At 72.0% G+C, this 18,170-nt stretch carries 12 protein-coding genes; 9 read left to right on the forward strand and 3 right to left on the reverse strand.

The window, feature by feature from the left end; translation table 11 throughout:
• The first annotated feature begins 6 nt into the window (after positions 1 to 6).
• From trpB to ACFZAU_RS16520, 7 genes are all read left to right on the forward strand, one after another.
• Positions 7 to 1,251 carry a tryptophan synthase subunit beta gene (gene trpB / locus ACFZAU_RS16490; protein ID WP_500552720.1) on the forward strand — a complete coding sequence of 415 codons (1,245 nt, stop codon included), beginning with the start codon at positions 7 to 9 and terminating at the stop codon, positions 1,249 to 1,251.
• Positions 1,248 to 2,057 (forward strand): tryptophan synthase subunit alpha, encoded by an 810-nt coding sequence (gene trpA, locus ACFZAU_RS16495; protein WP_499607945.1) that lies wholly within the window; start codon positions 1,248 to 1,250, stop codon positions 2,055 to 2,057. The genes trpB and trpA overlap by 4 nt, the downstream gene beginning before the upstream one ends.
• Before the next feature lie 75 nt (positions 2,058 to 2,132).
• Positions 2,133 to 3,035, forward strand: a complete 903-nt coding sequence (locus ACFZAU_RS16500) for a DsbA family protein (RefSeq protein WP_500552721.1) — start codon at positions 2,133 to 2,135, stop codon at positions 3,033 to 3,035.
• A 76-nt stretch (positions 3,036 to 3,111) separates the two neighbouring features.
• Positions 3,112 to 4,131, forward strand: a complete 1,020-nt coding sequence (gene lgt, locus ACFZAU_RS16505) for a prolipoprotein diacylglyceryl transferase (protein WP_500552722.1) — start codon at positions 3,112 to 3,114, stop codon at positions 4,129 to 4,131.
• 179 nt (positions 4,132 to 4,310) lie between these two features.
• Positions 4,311 to 5,084, forward strand: coding sequence for a VIT1/CCC1 transporter family protein (locus tag ACFZAU_RS16510; RefSeq protein ID WP_500552828.1), 774 nt, complete (start codon positions 4,311 to 4,313; stop codon positions 5,082 to 5,084).
• 275 nt (positions 5,085 to 5,359) lie between these two features.
• The gene (gltB, locus tag ACFZAU_RS16515) at positions 5,360 to 9,952 is read left to right on the forward strand and encodes a glutamate synthase large subunit (protein WP_500552829.1); all 4,593 of its coding nucleotides are present in this window, start codon (positions 5,360 to 5,362) and stop codon (positions 9,950 to 9,952) included.
• Positions 9,945 to 11,405 (forward strand): glutamate synthase subunit beta, encoded by a 1,461-nt coding sequence (locus ACFZAU_RS16520; RefSeq protein WP_500552723.1) that lies wholly within the window; start codon positions 9,945 to 9,947, stop codon positions 11,403 to 11,405. The genes gltB and ACFZAU_RS16520 overlap by 8 nt, the downstream gene beginning before the upstream one ends.
• A 62-nt stretch (positions 11,406 to 11,467) precedes the next feature.
• On the opposite strand, the gene ACFZAU_RS16525 is transcribed toward ACFZAU_RS16520, so the two are convergent.
• From ACFZAU_RS16525 to ACFZAU_RS16535, 3 genes are read right to left on the reverse strand one after another with little or no spacing between them, the layout of a single operon-like run.
• The gene (locus tag ACFZAU_RS16525) at positions 11,468 to 12,178 is read right to left on the reverse strand and encodes a calcium-binding protein (RefSeq protein WP_500552724.1); all 711 of its coding nucleotides are present in this window, start codon (positions 12,176 to 12,178) and stop codon (positions 11,468 to 11,470) included.
• Complete coding sequence (gene wecB, locus ACFZAU_RS16530) at positions 12,175 to 13,377, reverse strand: non-hydrolyzing UDP-N-acetylglucosamine 2-epimerase (RefSeq protein WP_500552725.1); 1,203 nt, start codon at positions 13,375 to 13,377, stop codon at positions 12,175 to 12,177. The genes ACFZAU_RS16525 and wecB overlap by 4 nt, the downstream gene beginning before the upstream one ends.
• Before the next feature lie 55 nt (positions 13,378 to 13,432).
• Positions 13,433 to 14,677 carry a glycosyltransferase family 2 protein gene (locus tag ACFZAU_RS16535; RefSeq protein WP_500552726.1) on the reverse strand — a complete coding sequence of 415 codons (1,245 nt, stop codon included), beginning with the start codon at positions 14,675 to 14,677 and terminating at the stop codon, positions 13,433 to 13,435.
• A gap of 530 nt (positions 14,678 to 15,207) precedes the next feature.
• On the opposite strand from ACFZAU_RS16535, the gene ACFZAU_RS16540 reads away from it, so the two are divergent.
• Together ACFZAU_RS16540 and ACFZAU_RS16545 are read left to right on the forward strand one after the other, a co-directional pair.
• Positions 15,208 to 17,079: a DUF2334 domain-containing protein gene (locus tag ACFZAU_RS16540; RefSeq protein WP_500552727.1), complete on the forward strand. Its 1,872-nt coding sequence runs from the start codon at positions 15,208 to 15,210 to the stop codon at positions 17,077 to 17,079.
• Complete coding sequence (locus tag ACFZAU_RS16545) at positions 17,076 to 18,140, forward strand: glycoside hydrolase family 113 (protein WP_500552728.1); 1,065 nt, start codon at positions 17,076 to 17,078, stop codon at positions 18,138 to 18,140. Before ACFZAU_RS16540 ends, ACFZAU_RS16545 begins: the two co-directional genes overlap by 4 nt.
• The last annotated feature ends 30 nt before the right edge of the window (positions 18,141 to 18,170 follow it).

Here is an 18,170-nt window from a genome sequence, read left to right on the forward strand (position 1 = left end):
AACGTCATGTCCGAAGACTTCTTCATCCCCGACCCCGAGGGCCGGGTGCCCAGCGCCGAGGGCTACTTCGGCCGGTTCGGCGGCAAGTTCATCCCGGAGGCGCTGGTCGCCGCCGTGGACGAGGTCGCCGTCGAGTACGACAAGGCGAAGTCCGACCCCGCCTTCGCCGCGGAACTGAACGACCTGCTGGTGCACTACACCGGCCGCCCCAGCCCGCTCACCGAGGTGCCGCGCTTCGCGGAACACGCCGGCGGGGCACGGGTCTTCCTCAAGCGGGAGGACCTCAACCACACCGGCTCGCACAAGATCAACAACGTGCTGGGCCAGGCGCTGCTCACCAAGCGCATGGGCAAGACCCGGGTCATCGCCGAGACCGGAGCCGGCCAGCACGGCGTGGCGACGGCCACCGCCTGCGCCATGTTCGGCCTGGAGTGCACCGTCTACATGGGCGAGGTCGACACCGAGCGCCAGGCGCTCAACGTGGCCCGGATGCGCATCCTCGGCGCCGAGGTCATCCCCGTGAAGTCGGGCAGCCGGACCCTGAAGGACGCCATCAACGAGGCGTTCCGCGACTGGGTCGCCAACGTGGACCGCACCCACTACCTGTTCGGCACGGTCGCCGGCCCGCACCCCTTCCCGGCGATGGTGCGCGACTTCCACCGCGTCATCGGCGTCGAGGCGCGCCGCCAGATCCTGGAGCGCGCGGGCCGGCTGCCGGACGTGGTCGCCGCCTGCGTGGGCGGCGGGTCCAACGCGATCGGCCTGTTCCACGCCTTCATCCCGGACGAGGGGGTGCGCCTGCTGGGCCTGGAGGCGGCCGGTCACGGCGTGGACTCCGGCGAGCACGCGGCGACCCTGACCGTCGGCGAGCCCGGCATCCTGCACGGCTCGCGCAGCTACGTCCTGCAGGACGACGAGGGCCAGATCACCGAGCCGTACTCGATCTCGGCAGGCCTGGACTACCCCGGCATCGGCCCCGAGCACGCCTACCTCAAGGAGACCGGTCGCGCCGAGTACCGTCCGGTCACCGACGACGAGGCGATGCAGGCACTGCGCCTGCTGTCCCGCACCGAGGGCATCATCCCGGCCATCGAGAGCGCGCACGCCCTCGCGGGAGCGCTGCGGGTGGGCCGGGAGATCGGCGAGGAGGGCCTGGTCCTGGTCAACCTCTCCGGCCGCGGCGACAAGGACATGGACACGGCCGCCCGCTACTTCGGGCTGTACGACGAGGCTGAAGGAGCACAGCGGTGAGCGGGCGGATCGAGCTGCTGGACCGGACCCTGGCCGACGCCAGGGCCGAGGGGCGCGCGGCCCTGGTCGCCTACCTCCCGGCGGGCTTCCCCACCGTCGAGGGCGGCATCGAGGCGGCGAAGGCCGCCCTGGAGGGCGGCGCCGACGTCGTCGAGATCGGCCTGCCGCACAGCGACCCCGTGCTGGACGGCCCGGTCATCCAGACCGCGGACGACATCGCGCTGCGCGGCGGCGTACGGATCAAGGACGTGCTGCGCACGGTGCGCGAGGCGCACGCCGCGACCGGGAAGCCGATCCTGGTCATGACCTACTGGAACCCCGTCGACCGCTACGGCGCCGAGCGCTTCGCGGCCGAGCTGGCCGAGGCCGGCGGCGCGGGCTGCATCCTGCCGGACCTGCCGGTGGAGGAGTCCGAGGTGTGGCGGAAGGCCGCCGAGCAGCACGGCCTGGCCACCGTGTTCGTGGTCGCCCCCAGCAGCCGGGACGAGCGGCTGGCGAAGATCACGGCGGCGGGCTCCGGCTTCGTCTACGCGGCCTCGCTGATGGGCGTCACCGGTACCCGCGAGAGCGTCGGCGCGGAGGCGGCCGACCTGGTGCGCCGCACCCGGGCCACCACCGAACTGCCGGTCTGCGTGGGGCTGGGCGTCTCCAACGCCACGCAGGCGGCCGAGGTGGCGGGCTTCGCGGACGGGGTGATCGTCGGTTCGGCGTTCGTCAAGCGGCTGCTGGACGCCCCGGACCTGGAGCAGGGCCTCGCCGGCGTCCGCGAGCTCGCGGCGGACCTCGCCAGGGGCGTCCGCAGGTGACGCCGGCTCACTCGTAAGGGCGAAACACGGGCCGGGGGTACGCGCGAGCGTGCCCCCGGTTCGTTGTGCCTGGGTGTGAGCGAGAAGAACCGTGAAGGAAAGCGCAGCGCCCGGGACCGGATGCAGGAGCAGCGCGCACAGGACGAGCGCCGGCAGAAGCGCAAGAGGACGCTGGTCGTCGCGGGCTCCGTGATCGGGGTCCTGGCCGTCGGCGCGGTCATCGGGGTCGTGGTGTCCAACAGCGGCGGCGACGGTGGTTCCGCCGCCCCGGCCGTCACCCCGGTGGGAGCGACCGGCAAGGACAGGCTGGCCCTCCCCAACGGCGCGAGCGACGCGCCGTCCACCCTCACCGTGTACGAGGACTTCCGCTGTCCGGCCTGCGCGGCGTACGAGAACGAGCTCCGCGACACCATCCACGGCCTCCAGGACCAGGGCCAGCTCAAGGTCGAGTACCACCTCGTCCGGCTGATCGACGGGAACCTGGGCGGCAGCGGCTCGCTCAACGCCGCCAACGCCGCGGCCTGCGCCCAGGACGAGGGCAAGTTCCGCGCCTACCACGACGTCCTGTACCAGAACCAGCCGCAGGAGAACGACGACCGCTTCGCCGACAAGAACCACCTGCTGGAGCTGGCGGGCAAGGTGCCGGGGCTGAAGAACTCCGCCTTCACCACCTGCGTGAAGGACGGCACCTACGACGACTGGGTGAACGCCAACAACGCGGCCTTCAGCACCGCCGGGTTCAACTCCACGCCCACCATCCTGCTCAACGGCGGCGAGAACCTGCTCGCGAAGGGGCAGCCCAACCTGACCGCGGACCGGCTCAAGCAGCTGGTCACCGAGGCCAACAAGGGCAAGAAGCCCGGCACCGGGACCCAGGGGGCGACCCCGCCCGGCGCGTCCGCGACCCCGGGCGCGTCGGGTCCTCGGGGCGCTTCGACGCCCGCGGCGGGCTCTCCCACGGCCGCGCAGAGCGGCTGAGGCCTCCGCCCGTTATCCAGCCGTTGCCGGGCGGGTGCCCGCCGCACCCGCCCGGCACGGTAGCGTCGGCAGTGCCATGGAACTCATCGCATTCATCCCCAGCCCGTCGCGCGGGGTCATCCACCTCGGCCCCATCCCTCTGCGCGGCTATGCCTTCTGCATCATCATCGGTGTCTTCGTGGCCGTGTGGCTCGGCGGCAGGCGATGGGCCGCCCGCGGCGGACTGAAGACCACGGTCGCGGACATCGCCGTCTGGGCGGTGCCGTTCGGCCTGGTCGGCGGTCGCCTCTACCACGTGATCACCAGTTACGAGCTCTACTTCGGCGAGGGCAAGAACTGGGTCGACGCGTTCAAGATCTGGGAGGGCGGCCTCGGCATCTGGGGCGCGATCGCCCTGGGTGCCCTCGGCGCCTGGATCGCCTGCCGGCGCCGGGGCATCTCGCTGCCCGCGTACGCCGACGCCGTGGCGCCCGGCATCGCCTTCGCCCAGGCCATCGGCCGCTGGGGCAACTGGTTCAACCAGGAGCTGTACGGGCAGCCCACCGACGTGCCCTGGGCGCTGAAGATCGACAGCGCGCACCGGCCGGCGGACACCCTGGACGTCGCGACGTACCACCCGACCTTCCTCTACGAGTCGCTGTGGTGCGTCGGTGTGGCGCTGCTGGTCATCTGGGCCGACCGGCGCTTCAAGCTCGGCCACGGCCGCGCCTTCGCGCTCTACGTCGCGGCGTACACCGTCGGGCGCTTCTGGATCGAGTACCTGCGCGTCGACGACGCCCACCACGTCCTGGGCCTGCGGCTCAACGACTGGACGTCGATCCTGGTCTTCCTCGCCGCGGTGGCCTACTTCGTGGTCTCGGCGAGGCTGCGGCCGGGCCGTGAGGAGATCGTCGAGCCGGCGGCCGCCGCCGCCGTGGCCGAAACCTCCGGCGAGGACAAGGACGCCGGTGCCGAGGCCGCCGGTACCAAGGACCCCGAGGCCGAGACCGAGGACGCGGACGCCGGTGCCACGGAGCCCGGCGCGGACCGGGAGGACGAGGAGGACGGCGCCGCCGTCCCCGTGGACGCCGAGGCCAAGCCCGCCAAGAACCTCTGACGCCTACGTCGCGCGCCCGCGGCCGCCGTCCACCACCCGGTGACGGCGGCCGCGGCGCGTTTTCGCAGGTAGGGCAGGCTTTCCTTGCTGGAAACGCAGGGAATTCGCGCGTACGGTCGAGGTGTTCGAGGGAAGGAAGCGGGGACCAGCGCCCCGGGGGAAGGAGCACCGTGACCACCATGCCGTCAGCCGCGGAACGCAGCGCAACGGGCACGGCCCCCGAGCGGGCACCGGGGCAGGACGAGCAGGCCACGCCCTACCACGTGGCGCACCACACCCACCGCGACGTGAGCGGCGGCTGGCTGCGCCCGGCCGTGTTCGGCGCGATGGACGGCCTGGTGTCGAACCTGGCGCTGATGACGGGTGTCGCCGGCGGCAACGTGGCCCCCTCCACCGTCGTGATCACCGGATTGGCGGGTCTCGCCGCGGGCGCCTTCTCGATGGCCGCGGGCGAGTACACCTCGGTCGCCTCCCAGCGGGAGCTGGTCCAGGCGGAGCTGGACGTCGAGCGGCTGGAACTGCGCCGCAACCCCCAGGACGAGATGCGTGAACTGGCCGCGCTGTACGTCGCCCGGGGCGTCGAGCCGGAGCTGGCCGAGGAGGTGGCCCGGCAGATGTCCAGGGACCCGGAGCAGGCCCTGGAGATCCACGCCCGCGAGGAGCTGGGCGTCGACCCCACCGACCTGCCGTCGCCGCTGGTCGCGGCCGGTTCCTCGTTCCTGTCCTTCGGCATCGGCGCCCTGCTGCCGGTGCTTCCCTACCTGTTCGGCGCGACGGTGGTCTGGCCCGCCGTGATCGTCGCGCTGGTCGGTCTCTTCCTGTGCGGGGCGGCTGTGGCGCGTGTGACGGCGCGCAGCTGGTGGTTCAGCGGACTTCGGCAGCTCGTCTTGGGCGGAGCCGCCGCCGGGGTTACCTTCGTTCTGGGCGCGCTGTTCGGCACCGCCGTCGGCTGAGCCGGGTGACGGCCACAAGCCACGTGTTACCCGCTCGTTTCAGCGCGACCGACACAGGGCATCAGTCTGTGGCGCCGTGGGCAGAGTCGCCTGCGTCTCACGTGAGCGATGCTGGCCCAAAACTGCCTGCTCGTAGCGCTGCTTAGTCCACATGATGGAACTGGCTATCCACTTTTCGGCCATCCGGCCATCATGTAACCTGCACGAAATCGCAGAGGGCCAACGTCGTCCCTAGTGCGCATGTCATATGCCAGATGACGACGACGGGAGAGCCGATGCGTTCCGCGTCCACGCACCCCCAGGCCGCCGGCGGCTCCGGTTCCGGCCGGTCCCACATGGACGGCCGTCCCGCCGCCCAGGGGATGTACGACCCCCGCAACGAGCACGACGCCTGTGGCGTCGGCTTCGTGGCCACCCTCACCGGTGAGGCGGACCACGCGCTCGTGGAGCAGGCCCTGACCGTGCTGCGCAACCTGGAGCACCGCGGGGCCACCGGCTCCGAGCCGGACTCCGGTGACGGCGCCGGCATCCTGATGCAGGTCCCGGACGCGTTCCTGAGGGCGGTCGCCGGATTCGAGCTGCCCGCCGCCGGCCACTACGCGGTCGGCACGGCCTTCCTGCCCGTCGAGGACGAGGACCGCCGCAAGGCCGTCGAGTCCATCGAGCGGCTGGCCGCCGAGGAGGGCCTCGCCGTCCTCGGCTGGCGCGAGGTGCCGACCGACCCCGCGAGCCTGGGCGCCACCGCCCGCTCGACGATGCCGCACTTCGCCCAGCTCTTCGTGGCGGACGCCCAGGGCGCCGGGAGGGCCGGGACCGCCCTCGACCGCCCGGCCTTCGTGCTCCGCAAGCGCGCCGAGCGCGAGGCGGACGTCTACTTCCCGTCGCTGTCGGCCCGCACGCTGGTCTACAAGGGCATGCTGACCACCGGCCAGCTGGAGCCCTTCTTCCCCGACCTGTCCGACGAGCGCATCGCCACCGCGATCGCCCTGGTGCACTCGCGTTTCTCCACCAACACCTTCCCCAGCTGGCCGCTGGCGCACCCGTACCGCTTCGTCGCCCACAACGGTGAGATCAACACCGTCAAGGGCAACCGCAACTGGATGCGCGCCCGCGAGTCGCAGCTCGCCTCGGGCCTCTTCGACGGGGACCTGGAGCGGATCTTCCCGGTCTGCACCCCGGACGCCTCCGACACGGCGACCTTCGACGAGGCGCTGGAGCTGCTCCACCTCGGTGGCCGCTCGCTGCCGCACAGCGTGCTGATGATGATCCCCGAGGCGTGGGAGAACCACGACTCCATGGACCCGGCCCGGCGGGCCTTCTACCAGTACCACTCCACGCTGATGGAGCCCTGGGACGGCCCGGCCTGCGTCACCTTCACCGACGGTTCGGTCGTCGGCGCCGTCCTGGACCGCAACGGCCTGCGCCCCGGTCGCTACTGGGTCACCGACGACGGCCTGGTCGTGCTCGCCTCCGAGTCCGGCGTGCTGCACGACATCGCCCCCGACCGGGTGGTCCGCAAGGGCCGGTTGCAGCCCGGGAAGATGTTCCTGGTCGACACGGTCGGGCACCGGATCATCGAGGACGACGAGATCAAGGCGCAGCTCGCCGCGGAGCACCCCTACGCGGAGTGGCTGGACGCCGGCCTGATCCACCTCAACGACCTGCCCGAGCGCGAGCACATCGTGCACACCCACGCCTCGGTCACCCGCCGCCAGCAGACCTTCGGCTACACCGAGGAGGAGCTGCGGATCATCCTGGCGCCGATGGCCAAGACCGGCGGCGAGCCGCTGGGCTCCATGGGCACCGACTCCCCGATCGCGGCGCTCTCCGAGCGGCCCCGGCTGCTCTTCGACTACTTCACGCAGCTGTTCGCGCAGGTCACCAACCCGCCGCTGGACGCCATCCGTGAGGAGCTGGTCACCTCGCTGATCAGCGCCGTCGGCCCGTCCGGCAACCTGCTGGAGCCCTCCCCGGCCTCCTGCCGCACCATCACCCTGCCGTTCCCGGTGATCGACAACGACGAGCTGGCCAAGCTCATCCACATCAACGCCGACGGCGACCTGCCGGGCCTCAAGGCCGCGACCCTGTCGGGTCTGTACCGGGTCTCCGGCGGCGGGGAGGCGCTGGCCGCGCGGCTCACCGAGATCTGCGCCGAGGCGGACGCCGCCATCGAGGACGGCGCCCGGCTGATCGTTCTCTCCGACCGGCACTCGGACGCCGAGCACGCGCCGATCCCGTCGCTGCTGCTCACCTCGGCCGTCCACCACCACCTGATCCGCACCAAGCAGCGCACCCAGGTGGGCCTGCTGGTCGAGGCCGGCGACGTCCGCGAGGTGCACCACGTCGCGCTGCTCATCGGCTACGGCGCCGCGGCGGTCAACCCGTACCTGGCGATGGAGTCGGTCGAGGACCTGCTGCGGGCGGGCACCTTCATCTCGGGCGTCGAGCCCGAGGCGGCCATCAGGAACCTGATCAAGGCGCTGGGCAAGGGCGTGCTGAAGGTGATGTCCAAGATGGGCATCTCCACCGTCGCCTCCTACCGCGGCGCCCAGGTCTTCGAGGCGATCGGCCTGGACACCGACTTCGTCGACACCTACTTCCACGGCACCACCACCAAGATCGGCGGCGCCGGTCTCGACGTGGTCGCCAAGGAGGTCGCCGCCCGGCACGCCAAGGCCTACCCCGCCTCCGGCATCGCCCCGGCGCACCGCCGGCTGGAGATCGGCGGCGAGTACCAGTGGCGCCGCGAGGGCGAGCCGCACCTGTTCGACCCGGAGACGGTCTTCCGGCTGCAGCACGCCACCCGCTCGCGCCGCTACGACATCTTCAAGCAGTACACGGACCGGGTGAACGAGCAGTCCGAGCGCCTGATGACGCTGCGCGGCCTGTTCCGGCTCAGGGACGGCGAGCGCGCGCCCATCGCGGTCGACGAGGTCGAGCCGGTCTCCGAGATCGTCAAGCGCTTCTCCACCGGCGCCATGTCCTATGGCTCCATCTCGCGCGAGGCGCACGAGACGCTGGCCATCGCCATGAACCAGCTGGGCGGCAAGTCCAACACCGGCGAGGGCGGCGAGGACCCGGACCGCCTGTACGACCCGGCGCGCCGCTCCGCGATCAAGCAGGTGGCCTCCGGCCGCTTCGGCGTGACGTCGGAGTACCTGGTCAATGCGGACGACATCCAGATCAAGATGGCCCAGGGCGCCAAGCCCGGCGAGGGCGGCCAGCTGCCCGGCCACAAGGTCTACCCGTGGGTGGCCAGGACCCGGCACAGCACCCCCGGCGTCGGTCTGATCTCGCCCCCGCCGCACCACGACATCTACTCCATCGAGGACCTGGCGCAGCTCATCCACGACCTGAAGAACGCCAACCCGGCCGCCCGCATCCACGTGAAGCTGGTCTCCGAGGTCGGCGTCGGCACGGTCGCGGCGGGTGTTTCCAAGGCCCACGCGGACGTCGTGCTGATCTCCGGCCACGACGGCGGCACCGGCGCCTCGCCGCTGACCTCGCTCAAGCACGCGGGCGGCCCCTGGGAGCTGGGCCTGGCCGAGACCCAGCAGACGCTGCTGCTCAACGGCCTGCGCGACCGCATCGTGGTGCAGACCGACGGCCAGCTCAAGACCGGCCGCGACGTCGTCATCGCCGCCCTGCTGGGCGCCGAGGAGTTCGGCTTCGCGACCGCGCCGCTGGTGGTCTCCGGCTGCGTGATGATGCGGGTGTGCCACCTGGACACCTGTCCGGTCGGCATCGCCACCCAGAACCCGGTGCTGCGCGACCGCTTCTCCGGCAAGGCCGAGTACGTGGTGAACTTCTTCGAGTTCATCGCGCACGAGGTCCGCGAGCTCCTCGCCGAGCTGGGCTTCCGCTCGCTCGAGGAGGCCGTCGGGCACGCCGAGCTGATCGACACCACCGCGGCGGTGGACCACTGGAAGGCGCAGGGCCTGGACCTGGCCCCGCTCTTCCACGTGCCCGAGCTGCCCGAGGGCGCGGCCATGCACCGCACCACCGACCAGGACCACGGCCTCGCGAAGGCGCTCGACAACGAGCTGATCGCGCTCGCCAAGGACGCCCTCGACAACGGCGACCCGGTCCGCGCCCAGATCGCCGTCCGCAACGTCAACCGCACGGTCGGCACCATGCTCGGCCACGAGGTGACGAAGAAGTACGGCGGCGCGGGCCTGCCCGACGACACCGTCGACATCACCCTCACCGGTTCCGCGGGCCAGTCCTTCGGCGCCTTCCTCCCCAAGGGCATCACGCTCCGCCTGGAGGGCGACGCCAACGACTACGTCGGCAAGGGCCTGTCCGGCGGCCGGGTGATCATACGTCCCGACCGGGGCGCCGACCACCTGGCCGAGTACTCGACCATCGCCGGCAACACCATCGCCTACGGCGCCACCGGCGGCGAGCTCTTCCTGCGCGGCACCACCGGCGAGCGCTTCTGCGTCCGCAACTCCGGCGCCACCGTCGTGTCCGAGGGCGTGGGCGACCACGGCTGCGAGTACATGACCGGCGGCCGCGCGCTCGTCCTCGGCCCGACGGGCCGCAACTTCGCGGCCGGCATGTCCGGCGGCATCGCGTACGTCCTCGACCTCGACCCGGACAACGTCAACACCGGCATGGTCGACGTCGAGGAACTGGACGCCGACGACATCAAGTGGCTGCACGACGTGGTGCGCCGCCACCAGGAGGAGACCGGCTCCACCGTCGCCGAGCGGCTGCTCGGCGACTGGGGCCGCACCCTCACCCGCTTCGGCAAGGTCATGCCGCGGGACTACAAGGCAGTGCTCGCCGCCAAGAACGCCGCCGAGCAAGCCGGGCTCTCCGAGTCCGAGACCGTCGCGAAGATGATGGAGGCGGCAAATGGCTGACCCGAAGGGCTTCCTCACCACGCCCCGCGAGACCGCTCCGACCCGCCCGGTCGAGCAGCGCAAGCAGGACTGGAACGAGGTCTACGTTCCCGGCGGCCTGCTGCCGATCATCTCCAAGCAGGCCGGACGCTGCATGGACTGCGGCATCCCCTTCTGCCACAACGGCTGTCCGCTGGGGAACCTGATCCCCGAGTGGAACGACTACGCCTACCGCGAGGACTGGAAGGCCGCCAGCGAGCGCCTGCACGCGACCAACAACTTCCCGGAGTTCACCGGCCGCCTCTGCCCGGCCCCCTGCGAGTCCGCCTGCGTGCTCGGCATCAACCAGCCGGCGGTGACCATCAAGAACGTCGAGGTCACCATCATCGACAGGGCCTGGGACAGCGGGGACGTCACCCCGCAGCCCCCGGACCGGCTCTCCGGCAAGACCGTCGCCGTCATCGGCTCCGGCCCGGCTGGCCTCGCCGCCGCGCAGCAGCTGACCCGGGCCGGCCACACGGTCGCGGTGTACGAGCGGGCCGACCGCATCGGCGGTCTGCTGCGCTACGGCATCCCCGAGTTCAAGATGGAGAAGCGGCACATCAACCGCCGCATCGAGCAGATGCGCGCGGAGGGCACCAAGTTCCGCACCGGCGTGGAGATCGGCCGCGACATGGACGGCGCCAAGCTGCGCAAGCGCTACGACGCCGTGGTCATCGCCGCCGGTGCCACCCAGTGGCGCGACCTGCCCGTCGAGGGACGCGAACTCGGCGGCGTCCACCAGGCCATGGAGTACCTGCCGCTCGCCAACAAGGTGCAGGAGGGCGACTACGTCACCCCGCCGGTGTCCGCCGAGGGCAAGCACGTCGTCGTCATCGGCGGTGGCGACACCGGCGCCGACTGCGTCGGCACCGCGCACCGCCAGGGCGCCCGCTCGGTCACCCAGCTGGAGATCATGCCGCGGCCGACGGACGACCGCCCGGCGCACCAGCCCTGGCCGACCATGCCGATGACGTACAAGGTCACCTCCGCCCACGAGGAGGGCGGCGAGCGGGTCTACGCCGTCAACACCGTGCGGTTCGAGGGCGACGAGGACGGCAACGTCAAGGCGCTGCACCTGGTCGAGGTCGAGTTCCAGGACGGGAAGTTCGTGCCGCAGCCCGGCACCGAGAAGGTCATCCCGGCCGAACTGATCACCCTCGCCATGGGCTTCACCGGCACCGACCAGGGCAACGGCCTGGTCGGGCAGCTCGGTCTGGAGCTCGACGCCCGCGGCAACATCGCCCGCGACAAGGACTTCGCCACCAACGTGGACGGGGTCTTCGTCGCCGGTGACAGCGGCCGCGGCCAGTCGCTGATCGTGTGGGCCATCGCCGAGGGCCGTTCCGCGGCCCGCGCGGTGGACCACTACCTCACCGGCGCGAGCACCCTGCCGGCCCCGATCCGTCCCACGGATCGCCCGCTGACGGTCTGACCTCCCGTCACCCCTGAGACGTCCCGTACAAGGGCGTACGGAACGGAACGCGGCGTCTGCCCTCACCCGACCGGGGGCAGGCGCCGCACTGCCATGTCGCGGAACTCCACCCGGGCGTCCTCGGTGTAGGCGCCCACGGCGCCGCGGGTGTACGGGCGTTCGGCGTCCGTGAACGAGGTCAGGAAGCGCCCGTCGACCGTGATCGTGAGCGCGGGGCCGCGCTGCTCCACCTCGATCCGGTACCCGTGCCCGGTGGGGAACGGCGTCGGGCCGGTGGCCAGGAAGCGCTGGCCGCCCGGGTACGCCGGGTCGCGCTTGCCCAGCTCCCAGCCGTTGGGCTTGAGGGCGACGTAGTAGAAGTGCTCCGGATCGCGGTACGCCCAGACCAGCCACGGCACCTCCCACGGGTTGGGGCGCGGGGTGCGCAGCTGACGGAGCGTCCGGGTGCGCGCCGCGTACACCAGGTCCCCGTACTCCGCGGTGGAGACCACCAGACCCGCGTGGGTGACGTCCGGCCGGTCCGCCAGGCCCGGGGTGAGCAGCAATGACGTGGCGTCCCCGCGGTTGTCGCCGTAGCCGTCGTACACCGACAGCCAGGGCCCGTGCACCGTGCCGTCCGTCCAGCCCGGCCCGGCGCTCCCGCGCCCCTGGCAGGCGTACACCGCGACGCCCACCACCATCAGCAGCGCGAGCACCAGTCCGGCGGACCGCGGGCCCCTCCGCCGCGGGGGACGGAGGGGCCCGGAGGCGGAGGACCTCAGGGCGGTGGTCATGCCGCGGGGGAGGGCTCCGGGGCGCGGGGCGGCGGGACCGCGGAGGAGAGCGCGGTCGGCACGTCCTCCCCGAAGTCCTCGGCCAGCTGGGCGAGGACGCGTTCGGCCGCCCGTCCGTCGCCGAAGGGATTGCCCGCGGTCGCCATCCGGTGGTACTCGGCGGGGTCGTCCAGCAGCCGGCCCGCGGCCGTCAGGATCGCCTCGGGGTCGGTGCCGATCAGCCGGGCCGCGCCCGCCTCCACGGCCTCCGGCCGCTCGGTCGTCGTACGCAGCACCAACGCGGGCTTGCCCAGGCTCGGGGCCTCCTCCTGGATGCCGCCGGAGTCGGTGAGGACGAGCTCGCAGTCGGCGAGGGTGGCCGCGAAGTCGGGGTAGCCCAGCGGCTCGACGACGTGGACGGCGTGGTGGCCGGTCAGCTCGGGCAGCAGCGCGTCCCGCACGGCCGGGCTCTTGTGCAGCGGCAGCAGGATCTCCACGTCCCCGCGCTGGCCGAGCTGGCGCAGCGCGCGGCCCATGGCGCGCATCCGCTCGCCCTGGTTCTCCCGGCGGTGCAGGGTGAGCAGCACCCGGCGGCGGCCGGTGCCGGGGAAGGCGCTGCGGCCGACGCCCTCGCCGAGCACCCACAGCAGGTTGTCGATGACCGTGTTGCCGGTGGTGAACACCTGCGTGTCGGGCGTGCCTTCGGCGAGCAGGTGGGCGGCGGCCCGCGGGGTCGGGGCGAAGTGCCAGCGGGCCATCCGGCCGATCAGCCGGCGGTTGAGCTCCTCGGGGAAGGGGTTGTCGAGGACCCCGGTGCGCAGCCCCGCCTCGACGTGGGCGACCGGGACCCGCTCGTAGAAGGCGGCCAGCGCACCGGCCAGCGCGGTCGTGGTGTCGCCCTGGACGATCACCAGGTCCGGACGGTCGTTCCTGATGACCTCGCCGAGCCCCTCGACCAGACGGGCCGTCAGCTCCGAGAGCTGCTGGCGCTCGCGCATCACGTCGAGGCCGGCCTTGGCCGGCACCTGCAGTAGGTCCAGCATCTGGTGGAGCATCTCGCGGTGCTGCCCGGTGGTGACCACGATCGGCTCGAAATGCCGCGAGGCCGCCATGGCGCGGGCCACCGGGGCCAGTTTGATCACCTCGGGCCGGGTGCCGAGGACGAGCATCGCCCGGATGGTTCCCGGCACTTCGGGCAATTCGACTGGGTAAGCGGACATGGTTCCCCCCTGGGACGGTGGTGCGGGTGATCGGCTGGAGAAGGAGTACGGGCCGTCAGGTGCGCGCGGTCTTCAGCCAGGTGCGCTTGCCGGTGAGCATCCGCCACAGGCCCCACCAGCCGGCGGCGAACCAGATGTAGCCGTAGAGGATGAAGGCGTGCGCCACCAGGACGGAGCGCACCAGCCCGAGCGTGCGCTCGCGCTTGGCGTAGACGAAGCCGTAGACGTAGGCCGCGGTGAAGGAGAGCAGGTACGGGCCGAGCAGCCACATCGGCGAGACCAGTGGCCGGCCCTCCTGGAACGAGGCGGCGACGGTGCCGGCCACGGCGATCAGGAAGGAGAGCGGCAGCAGCGAGGTCAGCAGGATCAGCACCGGGCTGGACAGGTGGTAGAGCAGGTCCAGGGCCGGGCGGGTGGCCACCTCGCGCAGGATCAGCGGCACCAGGTTCGCGGACTGGAGGTGGCCCTGGAACCAGCGGGAGCGCTGCCGCACCAGCCGCCGCACGTCGAGGACGGCCTGCTGGGAGACGGCGGCGGTGGTGCAGTACTGGTTGCGCCAGCCGCGGGCGATCAGCCGGACCCCGAGGTCGAGGTCCTCGGTCAGGCTGTCGCTCCAGGGACCCTCGCCGCCGAGGGTGTCGAGCGCGGACAGCCGCATGAACTGCCCGTTGCCGCCCATGCCGACGCTGCCCAGGAAGCGCCGGGCGCTCTGGAAGACGTCGCCGTAGACGACGAACTCCATGTCCTGCAGCCGGGCCAGCAGACCCAGGTGCCGGTTGTACATGCGGACGACGATCTGGACGGCGCCGGTGGCCGGGTCGTCGAAGTACGGGTCGACGGCCCGGAGGGTGTGCGGGTCGAGCCGGCCGTCGGCGTCGACGACGCAGATGACGACGTCCTCGGGGGAGCGGTGGCCGAGCAGCCCGGCGGCCCGCAGGTGGCGCACGCCCGCGTTGAGCGCCGCGCCCTTGCCGCGCCGGGCGTCGGGGAGGCGGCGCTGGTAGAGCCAGACCCGGGAGCTGTCGGCGGCCCTGGCGACCTCGGCCGTACGGTCGTCGGAGCCGTCGTCGACGACCAGCGCCACGAAGCTGTCCGCGGGTAGCGAGGTGATCCGGGCCAGGCTCTCGGCGAGGACCTTCTCCTCGTTGAGGCAGGCGAGCAGGAAGACGTAGAAGCGCTGCCGCCCCGGCCGGCGGACGCGGCGGATGTGCCGTCGGGAGAGCAGGAACAGCGTGGTGTTGTAGGTCCCGGCCAGCACGATCAGCGCGGTCGCGGCCCACAACGCGAGCCGGCCGGTCATGACCCGCCCCCGGAGGGGCGGCCGGCCGCCGCCGCCGCGCGGGCCGAGGACCGGCGGAGCCAGAGTCTCGCCGCTATCAGACCGAATGCGATCAAGCAATACAGCAGGAAGCCCATTCCTGCCGCTATTTGTAAACCCCTGGCGAACGGAATGCCAGGAACAGACCTCGAAGCCGTGGCCATACCGGCCAGCGGCAGCATTGTGCCCAGTGCGGTCCTTCCGTACATGAGTGAGTCCCCCCAATGTGTTCCGGTGCGAAAGGCGGCCCGGAACTCCAGGGCAGGAAGTTAGCAGATACTTTTTGATGATCATCGGCCTCCAGGTGAAGCCTGAGCTGGCAGGCAGGGCGCGTTGTACATCGCCCCAGCTCCCGGGCGTGCGCCGAAAGAGAAATTCACCCTTCCGAGGGCTTCGGTTTCCGCGACTGAATGGATGATCGAACGAGAAGCGAATCCGATGATCGGGTTGACAGCGGGCATTGCCGCTCTGAACAATCGGCGGCCTGTTCCGTAGGTGCAATGGGGGGAAACATGCAATCCCGCATCGGGAGGTCCGGGAAGTCCTGGGTCTCCGTCATCGTCATGCTCATCGCGGCCCTGCTCGGGGCCGCATTCCTGTCCGCCCCGGCGGGCGGCGCCGCGGGGCGCGGCCCGGCCGGCAAGGGGGACCACCGCCACCACGGCGGACTCCCGGGCGGCCGCGCGGGCCTGGGGAAGGCGGACTTCACCGGCTGGGCCAAGGCCCAGCGCGCCGCCGACCGCGACCGGCGCGCCAAGGGCCCGCTCCGCGGCGGAATCCGGCCGCCACGGGCCGACCGCGACCTGACCGGCGCGCGCGCCCCGCTGGCCGCCAGGCCCGCGCGGACCGCGGCGGCAGCCGACGCAGGCACCACCGCGCTCGTCCTGTACGACACCGCCGGCCCCTACGGGCACCTCGGCGAGCTCTACGCCATGGCCACCGCCAACCTCGCCGGCCACTTCGGGACCGCGACCGCCAAGCCCGTCGCGCAGTACACCGCGGGCATGGTCGACCAGTACACGGCCACCTACTACATCGGCTCCACCTACTACGGCGGGAGCGTCCCGGACGCCGTCCCCGCCGCCTTCTACCAGGACGTGGTCACCACCACGCGCCCGGTGACCTGGCTCGCCGACAACATCTGGTCGCTGGCCAACGCGACGGGCGTCACCCAGTTCCAGGACAAGTACGGCTGGGACCCCACCGCGTCGTACTTCGAGGCGAACGGCAGCGTCGGCACCGTCACGCAGGTGACGTACAAGGACCAGACCCTCACCCGGAAGATCCCGGCCGGCCAGGACGGCGGTGTGCTGCGGCCCGCCGTCATGTCGGGGCCCGGCTACCCGGCGGTGACGCAGCTGGCCACCGCCCGCGACACCAGCACCGGCACCGACTTCCCGTGGGCGGTGCGGTCGGGCAACCTCACCTACGTCGGTGAGATCCCCTTCGCCTACGTCTCCGAGAGCGACCGCGTCATCGCGTTCGAGGACCTGCTCTTCGACTCCCTCGCCCCCGGCACCGCCGAGCGGCACCGGGCCATGATGCGGCTGGAGGACATCAGCCCGAACTCCGACCCCGCCGAACTGCGGGCCATCGCCGACTACCTCGCCGCGGAGCAGATCCCGTACGGCATCAACGTCATCCCCGTCTACACCGACCCCAACGGCACCTACAACAACGGGCAGCCGGAGACCGTCACCCTGGCGCAGCGCCCGCAGCTGGTCTCCACCCTGAAGTACATGCTCCAGCACGGTGCCGTCCTGATGAACCACGGCTACACCCACCAGCACGGCAACACCGCCAACCCCTACAACGGCGTCACCGGCGACGACTTCGAGTTCTACCGGGCCCACGTCGACGCCTCCGACAACGTGGTCTACGACGGCCCCGTCACCGGCGACTCCGCGCTGTGGGCGCAGACCCGGGTCACCCTGGGCCTGGCCCAGTTCGCCCTCGCCGGCCTCCCGGTGCCCAGACTGTGGACCACCCCGCACTACGCGGCCTCCGCCACCGACTACAAGGTCTTCGCCCAGAACTACACCGCGCGCCTGGAGCGTTCGCTGTACTTCGCCGGCACCCTCGGAGGCGGCACGGCCGACCCCAACCGCTTCATCGGGCAGTTCTTCCCCTACGTCGTCAAGGACGTGTACGGCACCAAGGTGCTGCCCGAGAACATCGGCAACTACGAGCCCGAGGCCTACAACAACCACCCGGCACGCCTGCCGGCCGACCTGATCGCCTCGGCCAAGGCGAACCTCGCCGTCCGCGACAGCTTCGCCAGCTTCTTCTACCACCCCTACTACCCGGTCCAGCCGCTCAAGGAGACGGTCGAGGGCATCCGCGCCCTGGGCTACACCTTCGTCAGCCCCGCGACCGCCGGATGACCCTGCTCGGGAGGACCGCCGCCGCGACCGTCGCGGCGGCGGTCCTCGCCCTGACCGCCGGCTGCACCACCGTCGGCGCCCGGCCCGCGGACCGCCCCGACGACCGGCCGCACCAGGGCCCCGGGACCGGCGCGGGCGACCGGGTCCGCGGCATCGCGCTGCCCTCCTGGGCGGCGGAGGACTACGACAGCCCCGCCGCCGGGCGCTACCTGCGCGGCATCGCCGACACCGGCGCGCGGTGGGTGTCCTTCACCCCCACCTGGTACCAGTCCGGGGTCCACGACTCCGCGATGCGCACCACCGGGGAGACCGCGAGCGACACGAGCCTGCGGCGGATCGTCCGGCAGGCCCACGCCGCCGGGCTGAAGGTGCTGCTCAAGCCGCACGTCGACCTCACCGGCGGCGGCGACCGCGCGGGCATCACCCCGGCCGACCCCGACGCCTGGTTCGCCGCCTACACCCGCTTCATCGGCCACTACGCGGAACTGGCGGGCGCACTCGGCGTCGAGCAGTTCGCCGTCGGCACCGAACTGGCCGGCACCTCACGGGACGGCGCGCGCTGGCGGGCGGTGATCCGTGCCGTACGGGAGCGCTACGACGGTCCGCTGGTCTACGCCGCCAACTACGACGAGTACGCACACGTCCCCTTCTGGGGCGCCCTCGACCTGATCGGCGTCGACGCCTACTGGCCGCTGGCCCACCGCCCCACCACCGACGCCGGCCGGCTGCGCGCCGCCTGGCGGCCCGTCATCGGCGAGCTGTCCGCCTACTCCGCCCGGCACCACCGCCGCGTGCTGTTCACCGAGGCGGGCTACGTCAGCCAGCGCGGGACGACCACGGCGCCGTACTCCTGGACCGTCAGCCGGCGGCCGGGGGAGGCCGAACAGGCCGCCGCCTACCAGGCGCTGCTCTCGGCGCTGGACGGCGAGCGCTGGTGGGCGGGGGTGTGCTGGTGGATGTGGGACGACTGGCCGGACAGCGGCGAGACCCCTGCCCGGCTCGCGTACAGCCCGCACGGAAAAGCCGCGGAGGAGGTACTGCGCCGCTGGTGGCGCACATGAGCGTGACAATCCGGGCGAAACGCTGACATT

It is taken from the genome of Streptomyces sp. NPDC008238 (assembly GCF_042956445.1).
GTDB lineage: Bacteria > Actinomycetota > Actinomycetes > Streptomycetales > Streptomycetaceae > Actinacidiphila.